The organism is Enterococcus sp. FR204 (assembly GCF_031143325.1).
Lineage (GTDB): Bacteria > Bacillota > Bacilli > Lactobacillales > Enterococcaceae > Enterococcus_B > Enterococcus_B faecium.
In genome coordinates this window covers 74417-90476 of sequence record NZ_JAKZIW010000001.1, presented here as the reverse complement: position 1 = coordinate 90476, position 16060 = coordinate 74417, and the positions used below count along the sequence as shown (strand labels likewise).

13 protein-coding genes are annotated in these 16060 nt (G+C 39.0%); 9 read left to right on the top strand and 4 right to left on the bottom strand.

Features of this window, described 5'->3' with window-relative positions; all coding sequences use genetic code 11:
- The first annotated feature begins 6 nt into the window (after positions 1 to 6).
- Positions 7 to 1281 (top strand): phosphoribosylamine--glycine ligase, encoded by a 1275-nt coding sequence (gene purD, locus RG571_RS00435; protein WP_002339368.1) that lies wholly within the window; start codon positions 7 to 9, stop codon positions 1279 to 1281.
- A gap of 121 nt (positions 1282 to 1402) precedes the next feature.
- Entirely contained in the window at positions 1403 to 2317 is a 915-nt protein-coding gene (locus tag RG571_RS00430; RefSeq protein ID WP_002339367.1) for an aldo/keto reductase family oxidoreductase, read from the top strand.
- 129 nt (positions 2318 to 2446) lie between these two features.
- Here RG571_RS00430 and RG571_RS00425 read toward each other — a convergent pair whose 3' ends face one another.
- The 3 genes from RG571_RS00425 to RG571_RS00415 are packed head-to-tail and all read right to left on the bottom strand — an operon-like array spanning position 2447 to position 6489.
- Positions 2447 to 4015, bottom strand: coding sequence for a response regulator (locus RG571_RS00425; RefSeq protein ID WP_258430256.1), 1569 nt, complete (start codon positions 4013 to 4015; stop codon positions 2447 to 2449).
- On the bottom strand, positions 4008 to 5459 hold the full coding sequence (locus RG571_RS00420; RefSeq protein WP_002339366.1) for a sensor histidine kinase: 1452 nt from the start codon (positions 5457 to 5459) through the stop codon (positions 4008 to 4010). The genes RG571_RS00425 and RG571_RS00420 overlap by 8 nt, the downstream gene beginning before the upstream one ends.
- A gap of 13 nt (positions 5460 to 5472) precedes the next feature.
- The gene (locus tag RG571_RS00415) at positions 5473 to 6489 is read right to left on the bottom strand and encodes an ABC transporter substrate-binding protein (RefSeq protein ID WP_002339365.1); all 1017 of its coding nucleotides are present in this window, start codon (positions 6487 to 6489) and stop codon (positions 5473 to 5475) included.
- Between the two features lie 219 nt (positions 6490 to 6708).
- Here RG571_RS00415 and chvE point away from each other — a divergent pair, with 219 nt between their 5' ends.
- The 5 genes from chvE (at position 6709) to RG571_RS00390 (ending at position 13507) form a co-directional block, all read left to right on the top strand.
- The gene (gene chvE / locus RG571_RS00410; RefSeq protein WP_002339364.1) at positions 6709 to 7797 is read left to right on the top strand and encodes a multiple monosaccharide ABC transporter substrate-binding protein; all 1089 of its coding nucleotides are present in this window, start codon (positions 6709 to 6711) and stop codon (positions 7795 to 7797) included.
- A gap of 53 nt (positions 7798 to 7850) precedes the next feature.
- Positions 7851 to 9377, top strand: a complete 1527-nt coding sequence (gene mmsA, locus RG571_RS00405; protein ID WP_002287995.1) for a multiple monosaccharide ABC transporter ATP-binding protein — start codon at positions 7851 to 7853, stop codon at positions 9375 to 9377.
- A 1-nt stretch (position 9378) separates the two neighbouring features.
- Complete coding sequence (gene mmsB / locus RG571_RS00400; RefSeq protein ID WP_002298996.1) at positions 9379 to 10584, top strand: multiple monosaccharide ABC transporter permease; 1206 nt, start codon at positions 9379 to 9381, stop codon at positions 10582 to 10584.
- A gap of 257 nt (positions 10585 to 10841) precedes the next feature.
- Positions 10842 to 11819 carry a GMP reductase gene (gene guaC / locus RG571_RS00395; protein WP_010724007.1) on the top strand — a complete coding sequence of 326 codons (978 nt, stop codon included), beginning with the start codon at positions 10842 to 10844 and terminating at the stop codon, positions 11817 to 11819.
- A gap of 263 nt (positions 11820 to 12082) precedes the next feature.
- On the top strand, positions 12083 to 13507 hold the full coding sequence (locus RG571_RS00390; RefSeq protein WP_002339361.1) for a PLP-dependent aminotransferase family protein: 1425 nt from the start codon (positions 12083 to 12085) through the stop codon (positions 13505 to 13507).
- 41 nt (positions 13508 to 13548) lie between these two features.
- Here the strand turns inward: RG571_RS00390 and RG571_RS00385 are convergent, their stop codons facing one another.
- The gene (locus RG571_RS00385; protein WP_080106322.1) at positions 13549 to 13806 is read right to left on the bottom strand and encodes a hypothetical protein; all 258 of its coding nucleotides are present in this window, start codon (positions 13804 to 13806) and stop codon (positions 13549 to 13551) included.
- Between the two features lie 161 nt (positions 13807 to 13967).
- On the opposite strand from RG571_RS00385, the gene pdhA reads away from it, so the two are divergent.
- Both pdhA and RG571_RS00375 read left to right on the top strand, forming a co-directional pair.
- Complete coding sequence (gene pdhA, locus RG571_RS00380; protein ID WP_002289692.1) at positions 13968 to 15077, top strand: pyruvate dehydrogenase (acetyl-transferring) E1 component subunit alpha; 1110 nt, start codon at positions 13968 to 13970, stop codon at positions 15075 to 15077.
- A 2-nt stretch (positions 15078 to 15079) separates the two neighbouring features.
- Complete coding sequence (locus RG571_RS00375; RefSeq protein WP_002289688.1) at positions 15080 to 16057, top strand: alpha-ketoacid dehydrogenase subunit beta; 978 nt, start codon at positions 15080 to 15082, stop codon at positions 16055 to 16057.
- The last annotated feature ends 3 nt before the right edge of the window (positions 16058 to 16060 follow it).

Genomic DNA, 16060 nt, shown 5'->3' with positions numbered 1-16060 from the left:
GGATAAATGAACGTTTTGGTAATCGGTGCAGGTGGTCGTGAACATGCAATAAGTAAAAAACTTTTAGCCAGTCCGAAGGTGGATACGGTGTATTGTGCGCCAGGAAATCCGGGGATGACAAAAGATGGTATCAATTGTGTCGCTATCAGTGAGCGAGATCATTCAGCGTTAATCCATTTTGTTAAGAAAGAGGCTATTGATTGGAGTATCGTTGGTCCTGAAGTTCCTTTGTTAAATGGGATCGTCGATGATTTTATGGCGGAAGGATTGAAAATCTTCGGTCCGACAAAAGCAGCAGCTCTGATCGAAGGTTCGAAAAGTTTTGCTAAACAATTAATGGATACTTATCAAATCCCGACAGCTAAATCCAGAAGTTTTGAATGTTACGAAAAAGCAGCAGCGTATATCAAAGAAAATGGTGCGCCAATCGTAGTGAAAGCGGACGGCTTAGCAGCTGGGAAAGGTGTAGTCGTGGCTACCACAGTGAAGGAAGCGCTGGATGCGGCAGAACAAATGTTGAACCAGCATCGATTTGGGGATAGCAGCAAAAAAATCGTCGTAGAAGAGTTTTTGGCAGGAGAAGAATTCTCCCTTTTGGCGTTTGTCCGTGATACCAAGGTGTATCCGATGGTCATTTCGCAAGATCATAAGCGGGCATTTGATAACGATAAAGGGCCAAATACAGGCGGAATGGGTGCTTATTCACCAGTACCGCAAATTTCAAAAAAGATGATTGAAAAAGCTGTGGAAGAAGTTTTAAAACCAGCGGCTTTGGGAATGAAAGAACTAGGACGCTCTTTCACGGGTGTTTTATATGCGGGTTTGATTGCTACGAAGGAAGGACCAAAAGTGATCGAATTCAATGCGCGTTTCGGTGATCCTGAAACGCAAGTCGTTCTTTCTCGGTTGAAGAGTGACTTTGCGCAAGTAATCGATGATTTATTAGAGAATCGTACAGTAGAGTTAAAGTGGCAGCAAGAAGGATACAATGTAGGCGTTGTGGTTGCAGCTGCCGGTTACCCCGAAGAATATGAGACAGGAATGGTTCTACCAGATTTTCCGGAAGAAGAGCTCTCTGTTTACTATGCTGGAGTTTCCTCAAATAACGGCAAACTAGTTGGAGCAGGAGGACGTCTTTATTTAGTAGAAGCATACGGTGAGACGATCAAAGAAGCACAGAAAAAAATCTACACCGCGTTAATGGATAAAACGACAGATAGAACATTTTATCGTACAGATATTGGAGAAAAAGCTGCCAATAGCGAACTGATCGTGAAGTAAATCAGCTGCTTCCATTTATAAAAAATACAACAAACATAATCGGAAGCGCCGATTTTAGTGAAGCCTTTTCATAAAGAGTGTGGTACACTTTTGTTGTGTATATAAATAAGGAGGAGTTCAGATGAAAAAAATTCAATTAGGTACTTCTGATCAGAAAGCAGCTGCAGTGATCTTAGGCTGTATGCGTATCAACAATGCGGAAGATCCAGTAAAAGTGATTGAGACAGCTTATGAAAACGGCATTGATTTTTTTGACCATGCAGATATTTATGGAAACGGTGAATATGAAGAAATCTTTGCAGATGCTCTAGCAAAAACATCAATCAAACGAGAAGATCTTTTTATTCAAACAAAATGTGGAATCGTTCCAGGTGTGATGTTTGATTTTTCTAAAAAACATATCATTGAATCTGTAGAAAAAAGTTTGACCCGTCTGAAAATGGATTATGTGGATGCTTTACTTCTTCATCGTCCAGATACATTGGTAGAACCAGAGGAAGTAGCTGAAGCGTTTGATGAATTGGAACGGTCAGGAAAAGTTCGTTATTTTGGCGTCAGCAATCAAAAACCAATGCAAATCGAATTGCTGAAAAAATATGTTCGTCAACCATTAGTAGCTAATCAGCTGCAATTTGGCTTGAAACATACTGGAATGATCGATCAAGGGATTCATGTCAATATGACAGATGAAGCAAGTATCGATCATGACGGTAGTGTACTTGATTATTCCCGATTGCATGATATGACGATCCAAGCATGGTCACCATACCAGTATGGATTTTTTGAAGGTGTATTTATCGGGAACGAAAAATTCCCTGAATTAAACCAAACATTAGAAGAACTAGCAGCTAAATATCAAACGACACCAACTGGCTTGGCTTCTGCTTGGATTTTGCGCCATCCAGCCAATATGCAAGTGATCGCCGGTACGATGAACATAGGGCGAATCAAGGAAATCGCTCAAGCTTCAGAAATTAATATGTCTCGGGAAGATTGGTACGAATTGTACCGTGCTGCTGGAAACATTTTACCTTAAAGATTGTCATAAGCAGGTCAAAAGGGCTATAAATTAAAAAGACAGAATAACTTGAAAGCTGTTTTCAGCTTCGAGATATTCTGTCTTTTTTAATTGCAAATGGAAAGAGTATCATTGTACGGATTTCGTTTATTGGTTATTTTTGTTTTTAAGGAAAAGCTGTGTCCGATATTCTTTTGGAGAAATCCCTTGTTTTTTCTTAAATAAATAACTGAAATAGTTAGGGTCATTATAACCAATTTCAAAAGCAATATCTGAAATACGATAGTCTGATTGCTGCAATAATTTTTTTGCTAATTCGATTCTTTGTTCTGTCAGATAATCGATGAATGTTTGGTTAAACGATTGAGAAAAAATCGTACTGAAATGAGAGGGACTTAATGCAACTTGTTGAGCGACCCAAGTTAAGGACATATCTGGATCGGTAAAATTTTCTTTGATAAAATCCAATGCATGGTTCAAAATTGGCTGATATTTGTTCCTTGAAGGCTGTGAGGGCAGAGCAGTTAAGAAAGAAATGAACATATAAACTGTCGAACGGTAAAGCGAGTCGTCGGCGCTGATTGCTAAGCGTTGACTGGTGGATGTGCAATGAACCATTTCTTGCGGGATTTTCTTTTCTTTCAGGCAGACATGCTGGAGTAGCTTAGTCAAGACAAATAAACGATATAATCGTGTTCGAGTTGGTGTGCCTTGTGGTTTCGTCAAGTGTTCGATGTACTTAGATACTTCGTTTTTCGATAATGAAGACAAATCAAGTGAGAGGTCAAAGTAAAAGACAGAATCAACTGGAAGTTTCGCTTCTTGAATCAAATCCTCATAGCTGATAATTTGTTCTTTAAGGGAACTGGCGGTTTCAAGTATCATCTGCGTGATCTCAAAAGATGCAGGTAATTCGCTGATTCTTTCTGCGACAGGACCAATGGCGACAGAAAAATTATTTTTTTGTCCCTTTTCTAATTCATGGACCAACGTTTGGGCTACCTGATAACTGGTCTCGATCACATTTTCTTCAAGAGAATCAACTATTAAAAATTTGATGAATCGAGAGGAAACAGCAGAGAAGATCACTTGTTGATTCTTCCTAAATAAAAACTTCAAATAATCACTGAGATGAGCGTAATCTTCAAAGTCTGTACTGACTTGGTTTGCTGCTAATAATACGGTCATTTTTTTCCCTGCTAAAGAGCGATTGAAAGATTCAGCAAGTTTCAATGTTTCACTGATCGTAAGTGAGCCTTTGAACAAACCGTTCAAGAAATGATTTTTTTTCAATTCGAAAACAAGATCAGAAGAAGTGTGCGTTTCTTTTTGCTGCAAATCTAAAGCAGTTACTGCTTTTTCTATTGCTTGTTTCAATTCGTTACTTTTAATCGGTTTAAGCAGATAATCATCTGCCTGTACCTGGATTGCTCCTTTCATATAATCGAAATCGTCGAATCCACTAATAAATATGAGACGAGTCCAAGGAAGTAGTTTCCTTGCTTCTTTTGAAAAAGTCAACCCGTCCATGAAAGGCATTTGGATATCAGTCAGAATGATGTCGGGCTGTAAGTCGATAATTGAAGACAGTGCCATCTCACCATCTCCAGCTTCGCCGACATAAGTGATTGGATAATAAGAACCAAGGACAGTTATTTGTTCCCGCAAGTTATTGCGAATGAGGTATTCGTCTTCGATGATAAAAACTTTATACATGTTTGTTTCCTCCAATTGTTTTGGGAGATAGAGGGATCATCAGTGTGACAGTTGTTCCTTCTCGGTATTTGCTGTCAATCGTGATAGGTTTTTGATCATTTCCGTAATAAAGAAGGAGACGCTTGTTTACGTTGTAAAGTCCGTAGCCGATACTGAAATCTGAATCGATACCTTTGGCTAACTCTTTACGTATTTCTGCCAGTTTTTCTGCAGGGATGCCAATCCCGTTGTCTGTGACTTTGAATTGGATCATCTCATCGATTTTGCATGCGGTAATACGAATAAATCCTTTGTGACGGACGTACTTCGTTCCATGGTATACAGCATTTTCAATCAATGGCTGCAAGATCATTTTTAAAATAGAAACAGGAAAAAGTGTTTCTGGTATATCGATCTTATAGTCAAGCATATGGCCGTATCTTATTTTTAAGATGACTAGATAATCATTGATATGGCTAATTTCTTTTTCAAGAGGAATCCAGTCTTGTCCTTTGCTTAAAGACGTACGAAAAAAGCCGGAAAGTGCATGGGTCATAGTCAGAGCTTCTTCAAAGCAGTCTTGTTCGATCAAAGAAATAATGGCATCCAAACTGTTATAAATAAAATGGGGAGTAATCTGAGCTTGCAATACACGAACTTCACTTTGTGCTAAATGGTATTGTTTCAAAGCGTTCTCCCGTAAAGACTGGTTTAGATCTTCCGCCATTTTATTCATGCTAGCGGTAAGTGTTTGTAATTCCAGTGTTTCCGGCAGGGTTAAACGAAAGCCAAGGTTCCCTGAAGAAAGTTGTTCTGACATCTCGATCAGCTGATTGATCGGTTCTTGGACCTTTCTCTCTAAAAAGCGACGATTCTTTTTCGCATAGAAAAAAATGGTACTAAGAACTCCAAGTTCCACTATTGTTAATAGAATGAGCGAGCGGACAAGTGTCGTATTTTTTTTGCTTGCTAAGTCGATCTCCACACGAACAAAATCTTGTAAGATATCTGACAGCAGTTGAGTGACAGAATCTACCTGATTGATGATCTCTTCATTGGTATCCATAAAATCTTTTGCCAAGATATTATTGATCAGCTCGTTTTGATAATCTTCCAGTGTATCGATCGTACGTAGCGATACATCTAACGTACTAATTTCTTTAAGTGTATTTGTATTATTTTTGATCTCTCGAATATCATTCCTAAGTTCTTCTAGGATATTTTCCTCATTGAACTCATCTACGGTTACTTGGCCAGAAATCAAGTCCCACATACTTTCCAAAACTTTTTGATCAACCTTCAAAGCAATTGCATCTGCTTTTTGGATATTTGCGATCGTCTGTTGATAAATCAAAAGCTGTTGCGAATATAACAGTATGCTCAGTAGCAAAGGGATAACAGCAAATAGAAGTATGGCTTTGTTTGCTTGGGCAAAAATCTGTTTTATGCTTAAATTTTTTGTCATGATACTTCTCCAGTCAATAATTTCTGGTTGGAATATTAGTCATATTCTGTTGGGAAAAGACAGTCTCGGAAATAAAAATATCTTTAGGTAATGTTTTTCCTGTTTGAATATTTCCAAAATAACGAGTAACGGTATTGGCTACATACCAGCCGACATCAGGTTTACACTCGACTACGCAATTGACGATTCCTGACCGCAGCTTCTCGATCATATCTTCTTGTCCATCAATCGTTACAATAATCAAATCTTTTCCAGGTTTAACCGATGTTTCTTTTATCGCAGCTAAAGCACCGTGGGTCATTTCATCACTATGGCTGTATAATACATCGATTTCGGATAAATCATTTGTTTCTAAATATCGTTTCATCTGGTCTTTTCCTTTCATCCGAATAAAATCACCGACAATTCGGTGAACAATAGTCATTGGAGGTTTATGGTCGATGGTTCCATCTTTTTTTAGGGTTGGTTTACGATTGATTGATTCCAAAAATCCTTCGGAGCGTAGCTTGGTCGGTGTGGAGTTCTCTGAACCAGCAAGTTCTAGGATTCTGATTTCCTGTTTCTTTGAATTTGTGAAGTGATTGCTGACAAATAAACCCGCCCGATTTCCTTCTGCTTTGAAACTGGGGCCAATGTGGGTGACGAAAAGCTCGGGATCATTCGTTTGAATATGTCTGTCGACAAGTATGACAGGGATCCCTGCTCGCTTTGCTTCTTTTAATACAGAGTCCCACCCGGATTCTTGCAAAGGAGTAAAAATGATCATATCCACTTTATAGGCAATGAACGTCCGTATATCTTGGATTTGTCGTTCCTGATTCATGTAGCCATTTCGGTAGAGAACTTGGTAATCTTCTTTTTCAAGCGCAGTGATAATTGATTCAGTATGCTTTTTCCGCCAGCTACTCTCCGTTCCTGATTGCGAAAAACCAACGACTAGTGGGTCAGGTGCATCCTTTGTATTAAGTGTACACCCCATCATTTGGTAAGCGATTACAACAAGGGCTAAAAAAAATAAAACACGTTTCACTTTAAATCACTCCATCTGGATTTGTTAGTACTATCTTATCAGATAAAAGGGAAAATCAAAGTCAAAAGGAATCAATCGAAAAAAATCCAAGAAACTTAAAAAAATCCAAGACAAAAAAAGTACACCTAAAAAATTTAAAGTAAATCCCATAAAAAAATCAATGTTAACGCTTTCTTTATTAGCTATACTCGGTGTATCAATTGAAATGGGGGATAAAAAATGAAAAACAAATTTAGAAAGATTGTTGGGAGTATCGTTATTTTGACCGCAAGCATTCTATTAAGTGCGTGTGGCAATTCAGGATCTGCAGATGATAGTACGGGGTATGTAGGAATCGCTATGCCGACCAAATCAGCAGAAAGATGGATCGCTGATGGGAACAACATGGTCTCGGAATTAGAAAAACTGGGTTATAAAACAGATCTTCAATATGGAGAAGATAAAGTAGAAAATCAAGTAGCACAAATCGAAAATATGATTACAAAAGGGGTAGATACACTTGTGATTGCTTCTATCGATGGTTCGGCTTTAACTGATGTGTTAGCTAAAGCAAAAGAAGCAGATATCAAGGTGATCGCCTATGATCGTTTACTGATGAATTCAGAAAATGTCGATTATTACGCGACTTTTGATAATTTTGGAGTAGGTGTATCGCAAGCAGCTTATATTGAAGAGCACTTAGGATTGAAAGAAGGAAAAGGACCATTCACGATTGAATTATTTGGTGGTTCGCCTGACGACAACAATGCACTAATTAATTACAACGGAGTGATGTCTGTTTTACAACCATATATGGACAACGGTCAGTTGGTTGTGCCATCTGGACAGACGAGTTTCAGTCAAATCGCTACGCTTCGCTGGGATGGTTCTACGGCGCAAGCAAGGATGGATAATCTGTTAAGCGCAAATTATACTGACCAAACATTGGATGCTGTTTTGTCGCCATATGATCCAATAAGTTTAGGGATCATTTCGTCATTAAAAGGCGTGGGGTATGGGAGTGAAAGTAAACCTTTACCTGTGATTACTGGACAAGATGCGACAGTTGCTGGCGTTAAATCGATCATTGCCGGGGAACAAACACAAACGATCTTTAAAGACACACGTATCTTAGCAAAAAATACGATTGAAATGATCAAAGCAATCAGTGATGGAGAAGAGGTCCCGGTCAACGATACTGAAACTTATGATAATGGGGTGAAAACTGTCCCTACGTATTTAGCAAATACAGTATCTGTCGATAAAGATAATTATCAAGCAGAGCTGATCGACACAGATTATTATAAAGAATCCGATCTGAAAAATTAAGAGGAACCAAACAAGGAACTAAAGAGATCTAAGTCAGAGAGAGGATAAGAATTATGGCGGATTGTATTTTAAAAATGGCAGATATCACCAAAAAATTTTCTGGAATCCGAGCGTTAGATTGCGTGAATCTGATGATTGAACGTGGGGAAATCCATGCATTGTGCGGAGAAAACGGAGCGGGAAAATCAACATTGATGAATGTCTTGAGCGGCTTGTATCCATATGGCTCCTATGACGGGGAAATCTTTTATGATGGAAAGCTGTGTCAATTCAAAGATTTGAAAGATAGTGAAGAAAAAGGCATCGTCATCATTCATCAAGAATTAGCACTAAGTCCTTATCTTTCAATAAAAGAGAATATTTTTCTCGGAAATGAACAAGCAGAAAGAGGCGTGATTGATTGGGAACTGACAGAAAAGAAAACGTATGAACTGCTGAATAAAGTCGGTTTATCTATCGACCCGAATCTTCTAGTATCCCAGATTGGCGTAGGGCAACAGCAATTAGTTGAAATAGCTAAAGCATTATCAAAATCCGTCCGTCTGTTGATTTTGGATGAGCCTACCGCTGCATTGAATGAAGAAGAAAGCGCGAATTTGCTGAGATTGATCCGAGAGTTGAAAGAGCAAGGTGTAACCTCCATCATTATTTCACATAAGCTGAATGAAATCGTGGATATCGCAGATCGAATCACCATTTTACGGGATGGACAGACGATTGAGACGCTAGAAAATGAAATGATCAGCGAAGAGCATATTATTCGCGGGATGGTGGGCAGAGATTTAGTTGATCGTTATCCTGAAAGAAAACCGGATATTGGAGAAGTTTATTTTAAAGTAGAAGACTGGACGGTCTATCACCCTCTTGATCATGAGCGAATCATAAACGACCACATCAACTTGCATTTGAAAAAAGGAGAGATTGTAGGAATAGCTGGACTGATGGGAGCGGGCAGAACTGAATTCGCTATGAGTCTATTTGGACATTCTTATGGAAGCAAGATATCCGGACGTATATTAAAGGAAGGGGCAGAGATATCAGTTAAGACCGTTCCTTCAGCCATTGCAAACGGACTCGCTTATGTCTCGGAGGACCGAAAATCTTTAGGACTGAATCTGCTGATGGATATTCGGGAAAACGTGACGCTGAGCAGTTTGGATAAAATAAGTCAAAAAGGAGTATTAGATAAAGAAAAAGAAGTAACTGAGGCAGAAAATTTCCGGAAAAAGATGCGTATAAAAACAAACTCCATCCATCAAATTGTCAGTAGTCTTAGTGGTGGGAATCAACAAAAAGTCGTTTTATCCAAGTGGCTGATGACACAACCCGATATTCTTTTTTTGGATGAGCCAACCCGTGGGATAGATGTTGGGGCAAAATATGAGATCTACACGATTATCGAAGAAATGGCAGCAAATGGCAAAGCTGTCTGTCTTATCTCTTCTGAACTTCCTGAAATATTAGGGATGTGTGATCGAATCTATACGATGAACGAAGGACGTATTACAGGAGAAGTCTCGCGAGAAGATGCAGATCAGGAAGTCTTGATGAAATTAATGACGAAAGAAGAGGTGGGTTAAGTTGGAACAGGCAAAAAATCTTACGGATAAAAAAGAGAAAAAACTAAATTTGAAAAGTAGAGCAGCTGATCTTTTTGGTCGCTACAGCATGGTGATCATTTTAGCGGGACTACTTATTGCGTTTCAATTGATGACGGATGGTATTTTCTGGCGTCCATTGAATATAACTAACCTTGTTCTGCAAAATAGCCATATATTAGTACTAGCTGCAGGGATGTTATTAGTTGTGCTCTTAGGTCATGTGGATTTGTCGGTAGGGTCAGTGATGGCGTTTGTTGGTGCAATTGCGGGCATGATGATGGTCAATCGCCAAATGAACCCGTGGATGACAGTTATCGCATGTCTTGCAGTAGGCGGGCTGATCGGCGCATGGCAAGGTTTTTGGGTAGCTTATGCAGGGATACCGGCGTTTATCGTGACTTTAGCAGGATTGCTGATGTTTCGTGGACTGACACAAGTTGTTCTAGGAGGCCAATCTCTAGCACCTTTTCCAGCTGTTTTCCAAAAAATGTCTACGGGTTATTTACCAGACTTAAGCGAAGGAAGCAGCCTTCACTTCTTGACATTGATTTTAGGAATGATCATCACGATCGTGTTAGTTGTTGGTCAATGGCGAACAAGAAATCGTCGGAAAAATCATTTATTTGAAGTGGAATCTCCAGCAGCTTTCTTGGTAAAGGCGGTATTTACAGCAGTCGTTGTACTAGGAATAACTTATATCTTTGCCTCTTATCAAGGGTATCCGATTATTTTGATCATTCTTGGTTTGATCGTTGCAGCATATGGGTTTTTGACAAATAAAACAGTAGCAGGTCGACAGATTTATGCGACGGGCGGAAATCGAAAAGCGGCTGAACTATCAGGGATCAAAACAAAGCGAATCACGTTCTGGGTATTCGTCAACATGGGAGTCATGGCAGCTTTAGCTGGATTAGTTTTAGCTGCTCGATTGAATGCGGCAACACCTCAAGCAGGTACATCGATGGAACTGGATGCAATGGCGGCAGTATATTTTGGTGGTGCTTCGACTTCCGGCGGCATTGGAACAATCATGGGTGCGATTGTCGGTGGCTTGGTCATGGGTGTATTGAACAATGGCATGTCGATTTTAGGCGTCGGGGTAGACTGGCAGCAGGCAATCAAAGGATTGATCTTGCTTTTAGCCGTTGTGCTAGACTTGTATAATAAGAAAAAACGAACAACGTAGGAGAACGCCGGTTATCCAGAAAAAAGACTGTGACAAGACATTTGTCACAGTCTTTTTTTCGCTAAAAGCGAACATTTGTCACTTTGTTAAAGTAGATTAAAAATAATATTTGTTTTTTTATTATTCGTATAATTTGTCTTTTTTTCTCTTGATTTTTTCGCTTAATTGAGTTAAATTACATAGGGCGCTAAAAAAAGCCTTGATTAAATTAATAATGTTCGTGTTTTGCTGGATGTGAACATCAGGAGGATAATGTAATGAAAGTATTTGATTACGAAGATATTCAATTAATTCCTAATAAATGTATCGTAAATAGCCGTTCTGAATGTGATACAACGGTCACATTAGGTAAACATACATTCAAAATGCCAGTAGTGCCTGCCAACATGCAGACGATTATTGATGAAACAATCGCAGAATTCTTAGCGGAAAATGGTTATTTCTATATCATGCATCGGTTTGATGAAGCAGCTCGAATTCCGTTTATCAAAAAAATGAAAAAGCGTGGATTGATTACCTCAATCAGTGTTGGCGTCAAGAAAGAGGAATATTCCTTTATAGAGAAGTTGGCAGAAGAATCGCTAAATCCTGATTATATCACTATCGACATCGCACATGGACATGCTAACTCAGTTATTGATATGATTCAGCATATTAAAAAATATTTGCCTGAAACTTTTGTGATTGCCGGTAATGTTGGTACACCGGAAGCCGTCCGTGAATTGGAAAATGCGGGCGCAGATGCAACAAAAATCGGGATTGGTCCAGGAAAAGTATGTATTACAAAAATCAAGACAGGCTTTGGGACTGGAGGCTGGCAACTGGCAGCTCTTAGATGGTGTGCGAAAGCAGCTCGCAAGCCGATCATCGCTGACGGTGGGATCAGAACACATGGCGATATTGCAAAATCTGTCCGTTTTGGTGCGACAATGGTCATGATTGGTTCATTGTTTGCCGGTCACGAGGAATCTCCTGGCGAAACAAAAGTCGAAAATGGAATCGTGTATAAAGAATACTTTGGTTCTGCTTCAGAATTCCAAAAAGGCGAAAAACGAAATGTTGAAGGAAAGAAAATCTGGATCCAGCATAAAGGATCTTTGAAAGATACACTAGTGGAAATGCAACAAGACCTTCAATCATCTATTTCTTATGCTGGAGGAAGAGATCTGGAAGCCATTCGAAAAGTTGACTATGTCATCGTGAAAAATTCGATTTTTAATGGAGACACAATCTAAAAAATAAATAAAATATTAGGATGTTGTGAAAAAGTTGTCCTGCATTAAGTAATAAGAACAGCCAAACAAAAATAGTTCTTTATATGTTTTGTTTGGCTGGACTTATTATCGCAGATACAAGCTTTTGAACATCATTATTCAGAATAAGGGACTGTGATAAGATTTTTGTCACAGTCCCTTATGTTTTGCAAAAAAAGTTTTTCTTTTTTCTCGTAAATTCGGTAAAATCAAAAGAAAAAATAGACAATAGAAAAGAGAAGCTTATGTGGGAAAAAGTAGAGAAAAAACAAGGACCGATTTATCGTCAAATCATGGAACAGATTATGAGAGAAATCGAAAACGGAAGGATCAATCCTGGAAGTCAACTTGAATCAGAACGAAAACTAGGGAAACTTTTTGGTGTGAATCGTTCCACCGTTGTCCATGCATTGGAAGAGCTTAGGGAGCTTGGGGTACTAACGAGCAAACGTGGCAGCGGATGGTTTGTTAATCAGACTGAATGGGGGAAATTCGCTGTTCCAAGAATCGATTGGCGGCAAATGATCTCTCCTCGTTATGAGCAGACGGACTGGTATGAGCAAAAAATAAGAGAAGCAAAGCAGATCCAAAAAACATCGTTTCTTGATTTATACGCTAGCGAGATGCCAGATGAGCTTTTGCCGAATTTTGAGTTTCCTTCTTATTCTCTTGAAGAAATCTTAGCGGAAGAAAAAGAAATGGATCTTTTAGGCTATACTCCGTTACGTAACAAAATCAAACGGTATTTGGAAAGTAAATTTGAATTGGCATTTTCCCCCAACCAGCTTCTTGTGACTGGTGGCGGTCAGCAAGCAATCTTTTTGATTTTACAAACGATTCTTTCAGCTGGAGAGGGGATAGCTGTAGAGTCACCTTCTTTTTTTTACCGATTACCTCTTTTCAAAGCTTCAGGAACGCGTTTATTTGGGATACCGATGGATGAAGAAGGGATCGACTTAGAAAAACTGAAAGAATCGATCCATAAAAATAAATTGAAAGCAGTGCTTATCAACCCGAATTTTCAAAACCCTACAGGAAAAGTGATGAGTCAAAAACGACGAGAAAAGCTAGTAGAATTGTGTCGACAGTATCGGCTTCCAATTATTGAAGACGATGTATTTACGGATCTTTCATTTCTAAACCAAGAAGAAGTCCTTCCTATACGAACGATTGATCCGGATAATGTGTTATACGTCGGTTCGTTATCTAGGGTTTTAGGAAAAACAACAAAAATCGGTTGGGTGATAGGACCTGAGACTTTTATCTCGCAACTAGCTCAAGCGCAAGAAATGATGGAGTTTTCGATGAATATCCTTACACAAATCACAGTGGCTAATGTATTTAATGAAGCAATTGATTTGAAAATGCAAGATGTAAGAAAAAAGTTGAAAGAAAAAAGCCGACTGATAAGCGCTTGGGGAGATTCACAATCGTTTTTCAAGCTTCATTCAATTTTAGGTGGTTACTATGCCTGGATTACTTGGGATGGGAAAAAACTAGACCCCGAACTAGCAGAAAAAGTAGTAGATATGGGTCTTGGAATTGCACCAAGTCTACTTTTTGGGCAAGATATAAATGGAATCAGAATCAATTACAGTAGGCTGGATGAAAACCAAATACCGTTGTTTTATTCAAAGATGAAAATTCTAGAAAAGTGGTTAACAGAATAATTTCACAAAGTAAATAGATTTAAGAATATAACAGCTTGGATTTAAATTTCAAGCTGTTTCTTTTTTTTCGGAAAAAGAATACGATATAAAGAAACTAAAAAAAAACCATTATTTGTACGTCCGTTCACGATGTGTAAATAAAATAAATATTTGCAACAAAACTGTATAACACCAACGTTTCTAAATAGAAACAGATGGTTGTAAGTTTGATTAGAAAATAGAAAAAATGCAGATGAAATATAAAACGCTTTCCTTATTGTGATTTTATTCACTAATACTGTTAATATGCGGATTGGCATAATTTCCTTTCATCGTGAAAATTTGTGCTTTTAGCTTGTATTTCTCATAAATCCATGATAATTTATTAATGAAGACGGTTAAATAGTGATACAGTTTTATTCGCTGTTTCAATCGCAGAATGAAGAGATTTTCTTATAGATGAGAGAGGAATGTGTGACAAATGGCAAACAAAAAAGCACCGATCGACTTCCAAGCACTGCTAGATGAAGTCAATGCAGATTTCCCAGTATATCAAGCACTTGATCAAGATGGAAACGTAGTTAACAAAGATTTAGTACCTGATTTATCCGATGATGAACTCGTTGAATTAATGACTCATATGGTATGGTCTCGTGTATTAGACCAACGTTCAACAGCGCTGAACCGCCAAGGACGCCTAGGCTTTTTTGCACCAACTGCTGGACAAGAGGCAAGTCAGCTGGCTAGTGCTTACGCATTTGATAAAGAAGATGTTCTTCTTCCAGGTTATCGGGATGTACCTCAACTAGTAAAACATGGTTTACCTTTATCTCAAGCTTTTTTATGGTCTAGAGGACATGCTGCAGGTAATTCTTATCCGGAAGAATTGAAAGCTCTACCACCACAAATCATCATCGGTGCACAATATGTACAAGCAGCCGGTGTTGCATTAGGTTTGAAGAAACGAAACAAGAAAAATGTCGTCTTCACTTATACTGGTGATGGCGGTTCATCACAAGGTGATTTTTACGAAGCAATCAATTTCGCTGGCGCTTACCATGCAAATGCCGTATTTTATATCCAAAACAACGGGTATGCGATCTCTACACCTCGTGAAAAACAAACTGCAGCAAAAACACTTGCACAAAAAGCTGTCGCAGCTGGGATTCCTGGTATTCAAGTCGATGGAATGGATCCGCTTGCAGTATATACTGTATCTAAAATGGCACGGGAATGGGCGATCAGTGGAAATGGACCAGTCCTAATCGAAACACTGACTTATCGTTATGGACCACATACACTATCTGGTGACGATCCAACCCGCTACCGTACAAAAGACACAGATGACGATTGGCAGAAAAAAGATCCATTGATCCGCTTCCGTAAATATTTGACGGAAAAAGGACTTTGGTCTGAAGAAAAAGAAGAACAAGTCATCGAAGCAACTAAAGAAGAAATAAAAGCAGCTATTGCTGAAGCCGACAAAGTACCAAAACAAAAGGTTTCAGATTTCTTGAAAAACATGTTCGAAGTATCTCCACAATCAATCAAAGAACAAATTGCAATTTATGAAGCGAAGGAGTCGAAATAATCATGGCACAAAAAACAATGATCCAAGCAATCACAGATGCCTTAGCACTTGAACTAGAAAATGACGAGAATGTCGTTGTTTTTGGTGAAGATGTTGGGAAAAACGGAGGGGTTTTCCGGGCAACTGAAGGATTGCAGGAAAAGTTCGGAGAAGACCGAGTATTCGATACTCCTTTAGCTGAATCTGGAATCGCAGGATTGAGTTTCGGTCTTGCGTTAGAAGGATTTCGTCCAGTTCCTGAAATCCAATTCTTTGGTTTTATTTTCGAAGCAATGGACGAAGTAGTAGCTCAAATGGCTCGTACAAGATATCGAATGAGCGGCACTAGAAATCTACCCATCACAATTCGTTCGCCATTTGGTGGCGGTGTTCATACACCAGAATTGCATTCGGATAATTTAGAAGGTTTGATCGCTCAGTCTCCTGGTATTCGAGTAGTGATTCCTTCCAACCCTTATGATGCAAAAGGACTATTGATTTCTTCTATTAGAAGTAACGATCCGGTTGTTTTCCTAGAACACATGAAACTATATCGCTCATTCCGAGAAGAAGTGCCGGATGAAGCTTACGAAGTTCCTTTGGATAAAGCAGCAGTTACTCGTGAGGGAACAGATGTATCTATTATCACATACGGGGCAATGGTGCGTGAAGCAATCAAAGCAGCAGACAATCTTGCAAAAGAAAATATCTCTGTTGAAATCATTGATCTTCGTACAGTTGCGCCATTAGATGTAGAAACGATCATTCAATCCGTGGAAAAAACTGGTCGCGTAGTTGTTGTCCAAGAAGCACAACGACAAGCGGGCGTTGCCGCGCAAGTAGTTTCTGAGATCTCAGAACGCGCTATCCTTTCATTAGAAGCCCCAATCGGACGAGTTTCTGCACCTGATACAGTCTTCCCATTTGGACAAGCAGAAAATGTCTGGTTGCCAAATGCAAAAGATATCGAAGACAAAGTAAAAGAAATCGCGGAATTTTAAGAA

Coding starts and splice junctions, on each gene's coding strand:
- purD (WP_002339368.1), top strand. CDS start 7: ATGAACGTTTTGGTAATCGGTGCAGGTGGTCGTGAACATGCAATAAGT.
- RG571_RS00430 (WP_002339367.1), top strand. CDS start 1,403: ATGAAAAAAATTCAATTAGGTACTTCTGATCAGAAAGCAGCTGCAGTG.
- RG571_RS00425 (WP_258430256.1), bottom strand. CDS start 4,015: ATGTATAAAGTTTTTATCATCGAAGACGAATACCTCATTCGCAATAAC.
- RG571_RS00420 (WP_002339366.1), bottom strand. CDS start 5,459: ATGACAAAAAATTTAAGCATAAAACAGATTTTTGCCCAAGCAAACAAA.
- chvE (WP_002339364.1), top strand. CDS start 6,709: ATGAAAAACAAATTTAGAAAGATTGTTGGGAGTATCGTTATTTTGACC.
- mmsA (WP_002287995.1), top strand. CDS start 7,851: ATGGCGGATTGTATTTTAAAAATGGCAGATATCACCAAAAAATTTTCT.
- guaC (WP_010724007.1), top strand. CDS start 10,842: ATGAAAGTATTTGATTACGAAGATATTCAATTAATTCCTAATAAATGT.
- RG571_RS00390 (WP_002339361.1), top strand. CDS start 12,083: ATGTGGGAAAAAGTAGAGAAAAAACAAGGACCGATTTATCGTCAAATC.
- RG571_RS00385 (WP_080106322.1), bottom strand. CDS start 13,806: ATGCCAATCCGCATATTAACAGTATTAGTGAATAAAATCACAATAAGG.
- pdhA (WP_002289692.1), top strand. CDS start 13,968: ATGGCAAACAAAAAAGCACCGATCGACTTCCAAGCACTGCTAGATGAA.
- RG571_RS00375 (WP_002289688.1), top strand. CDS start 15,080: ATGGCACAAAAAACAATGATCCAAGCAATCACAGATGCCTTAGCACTT.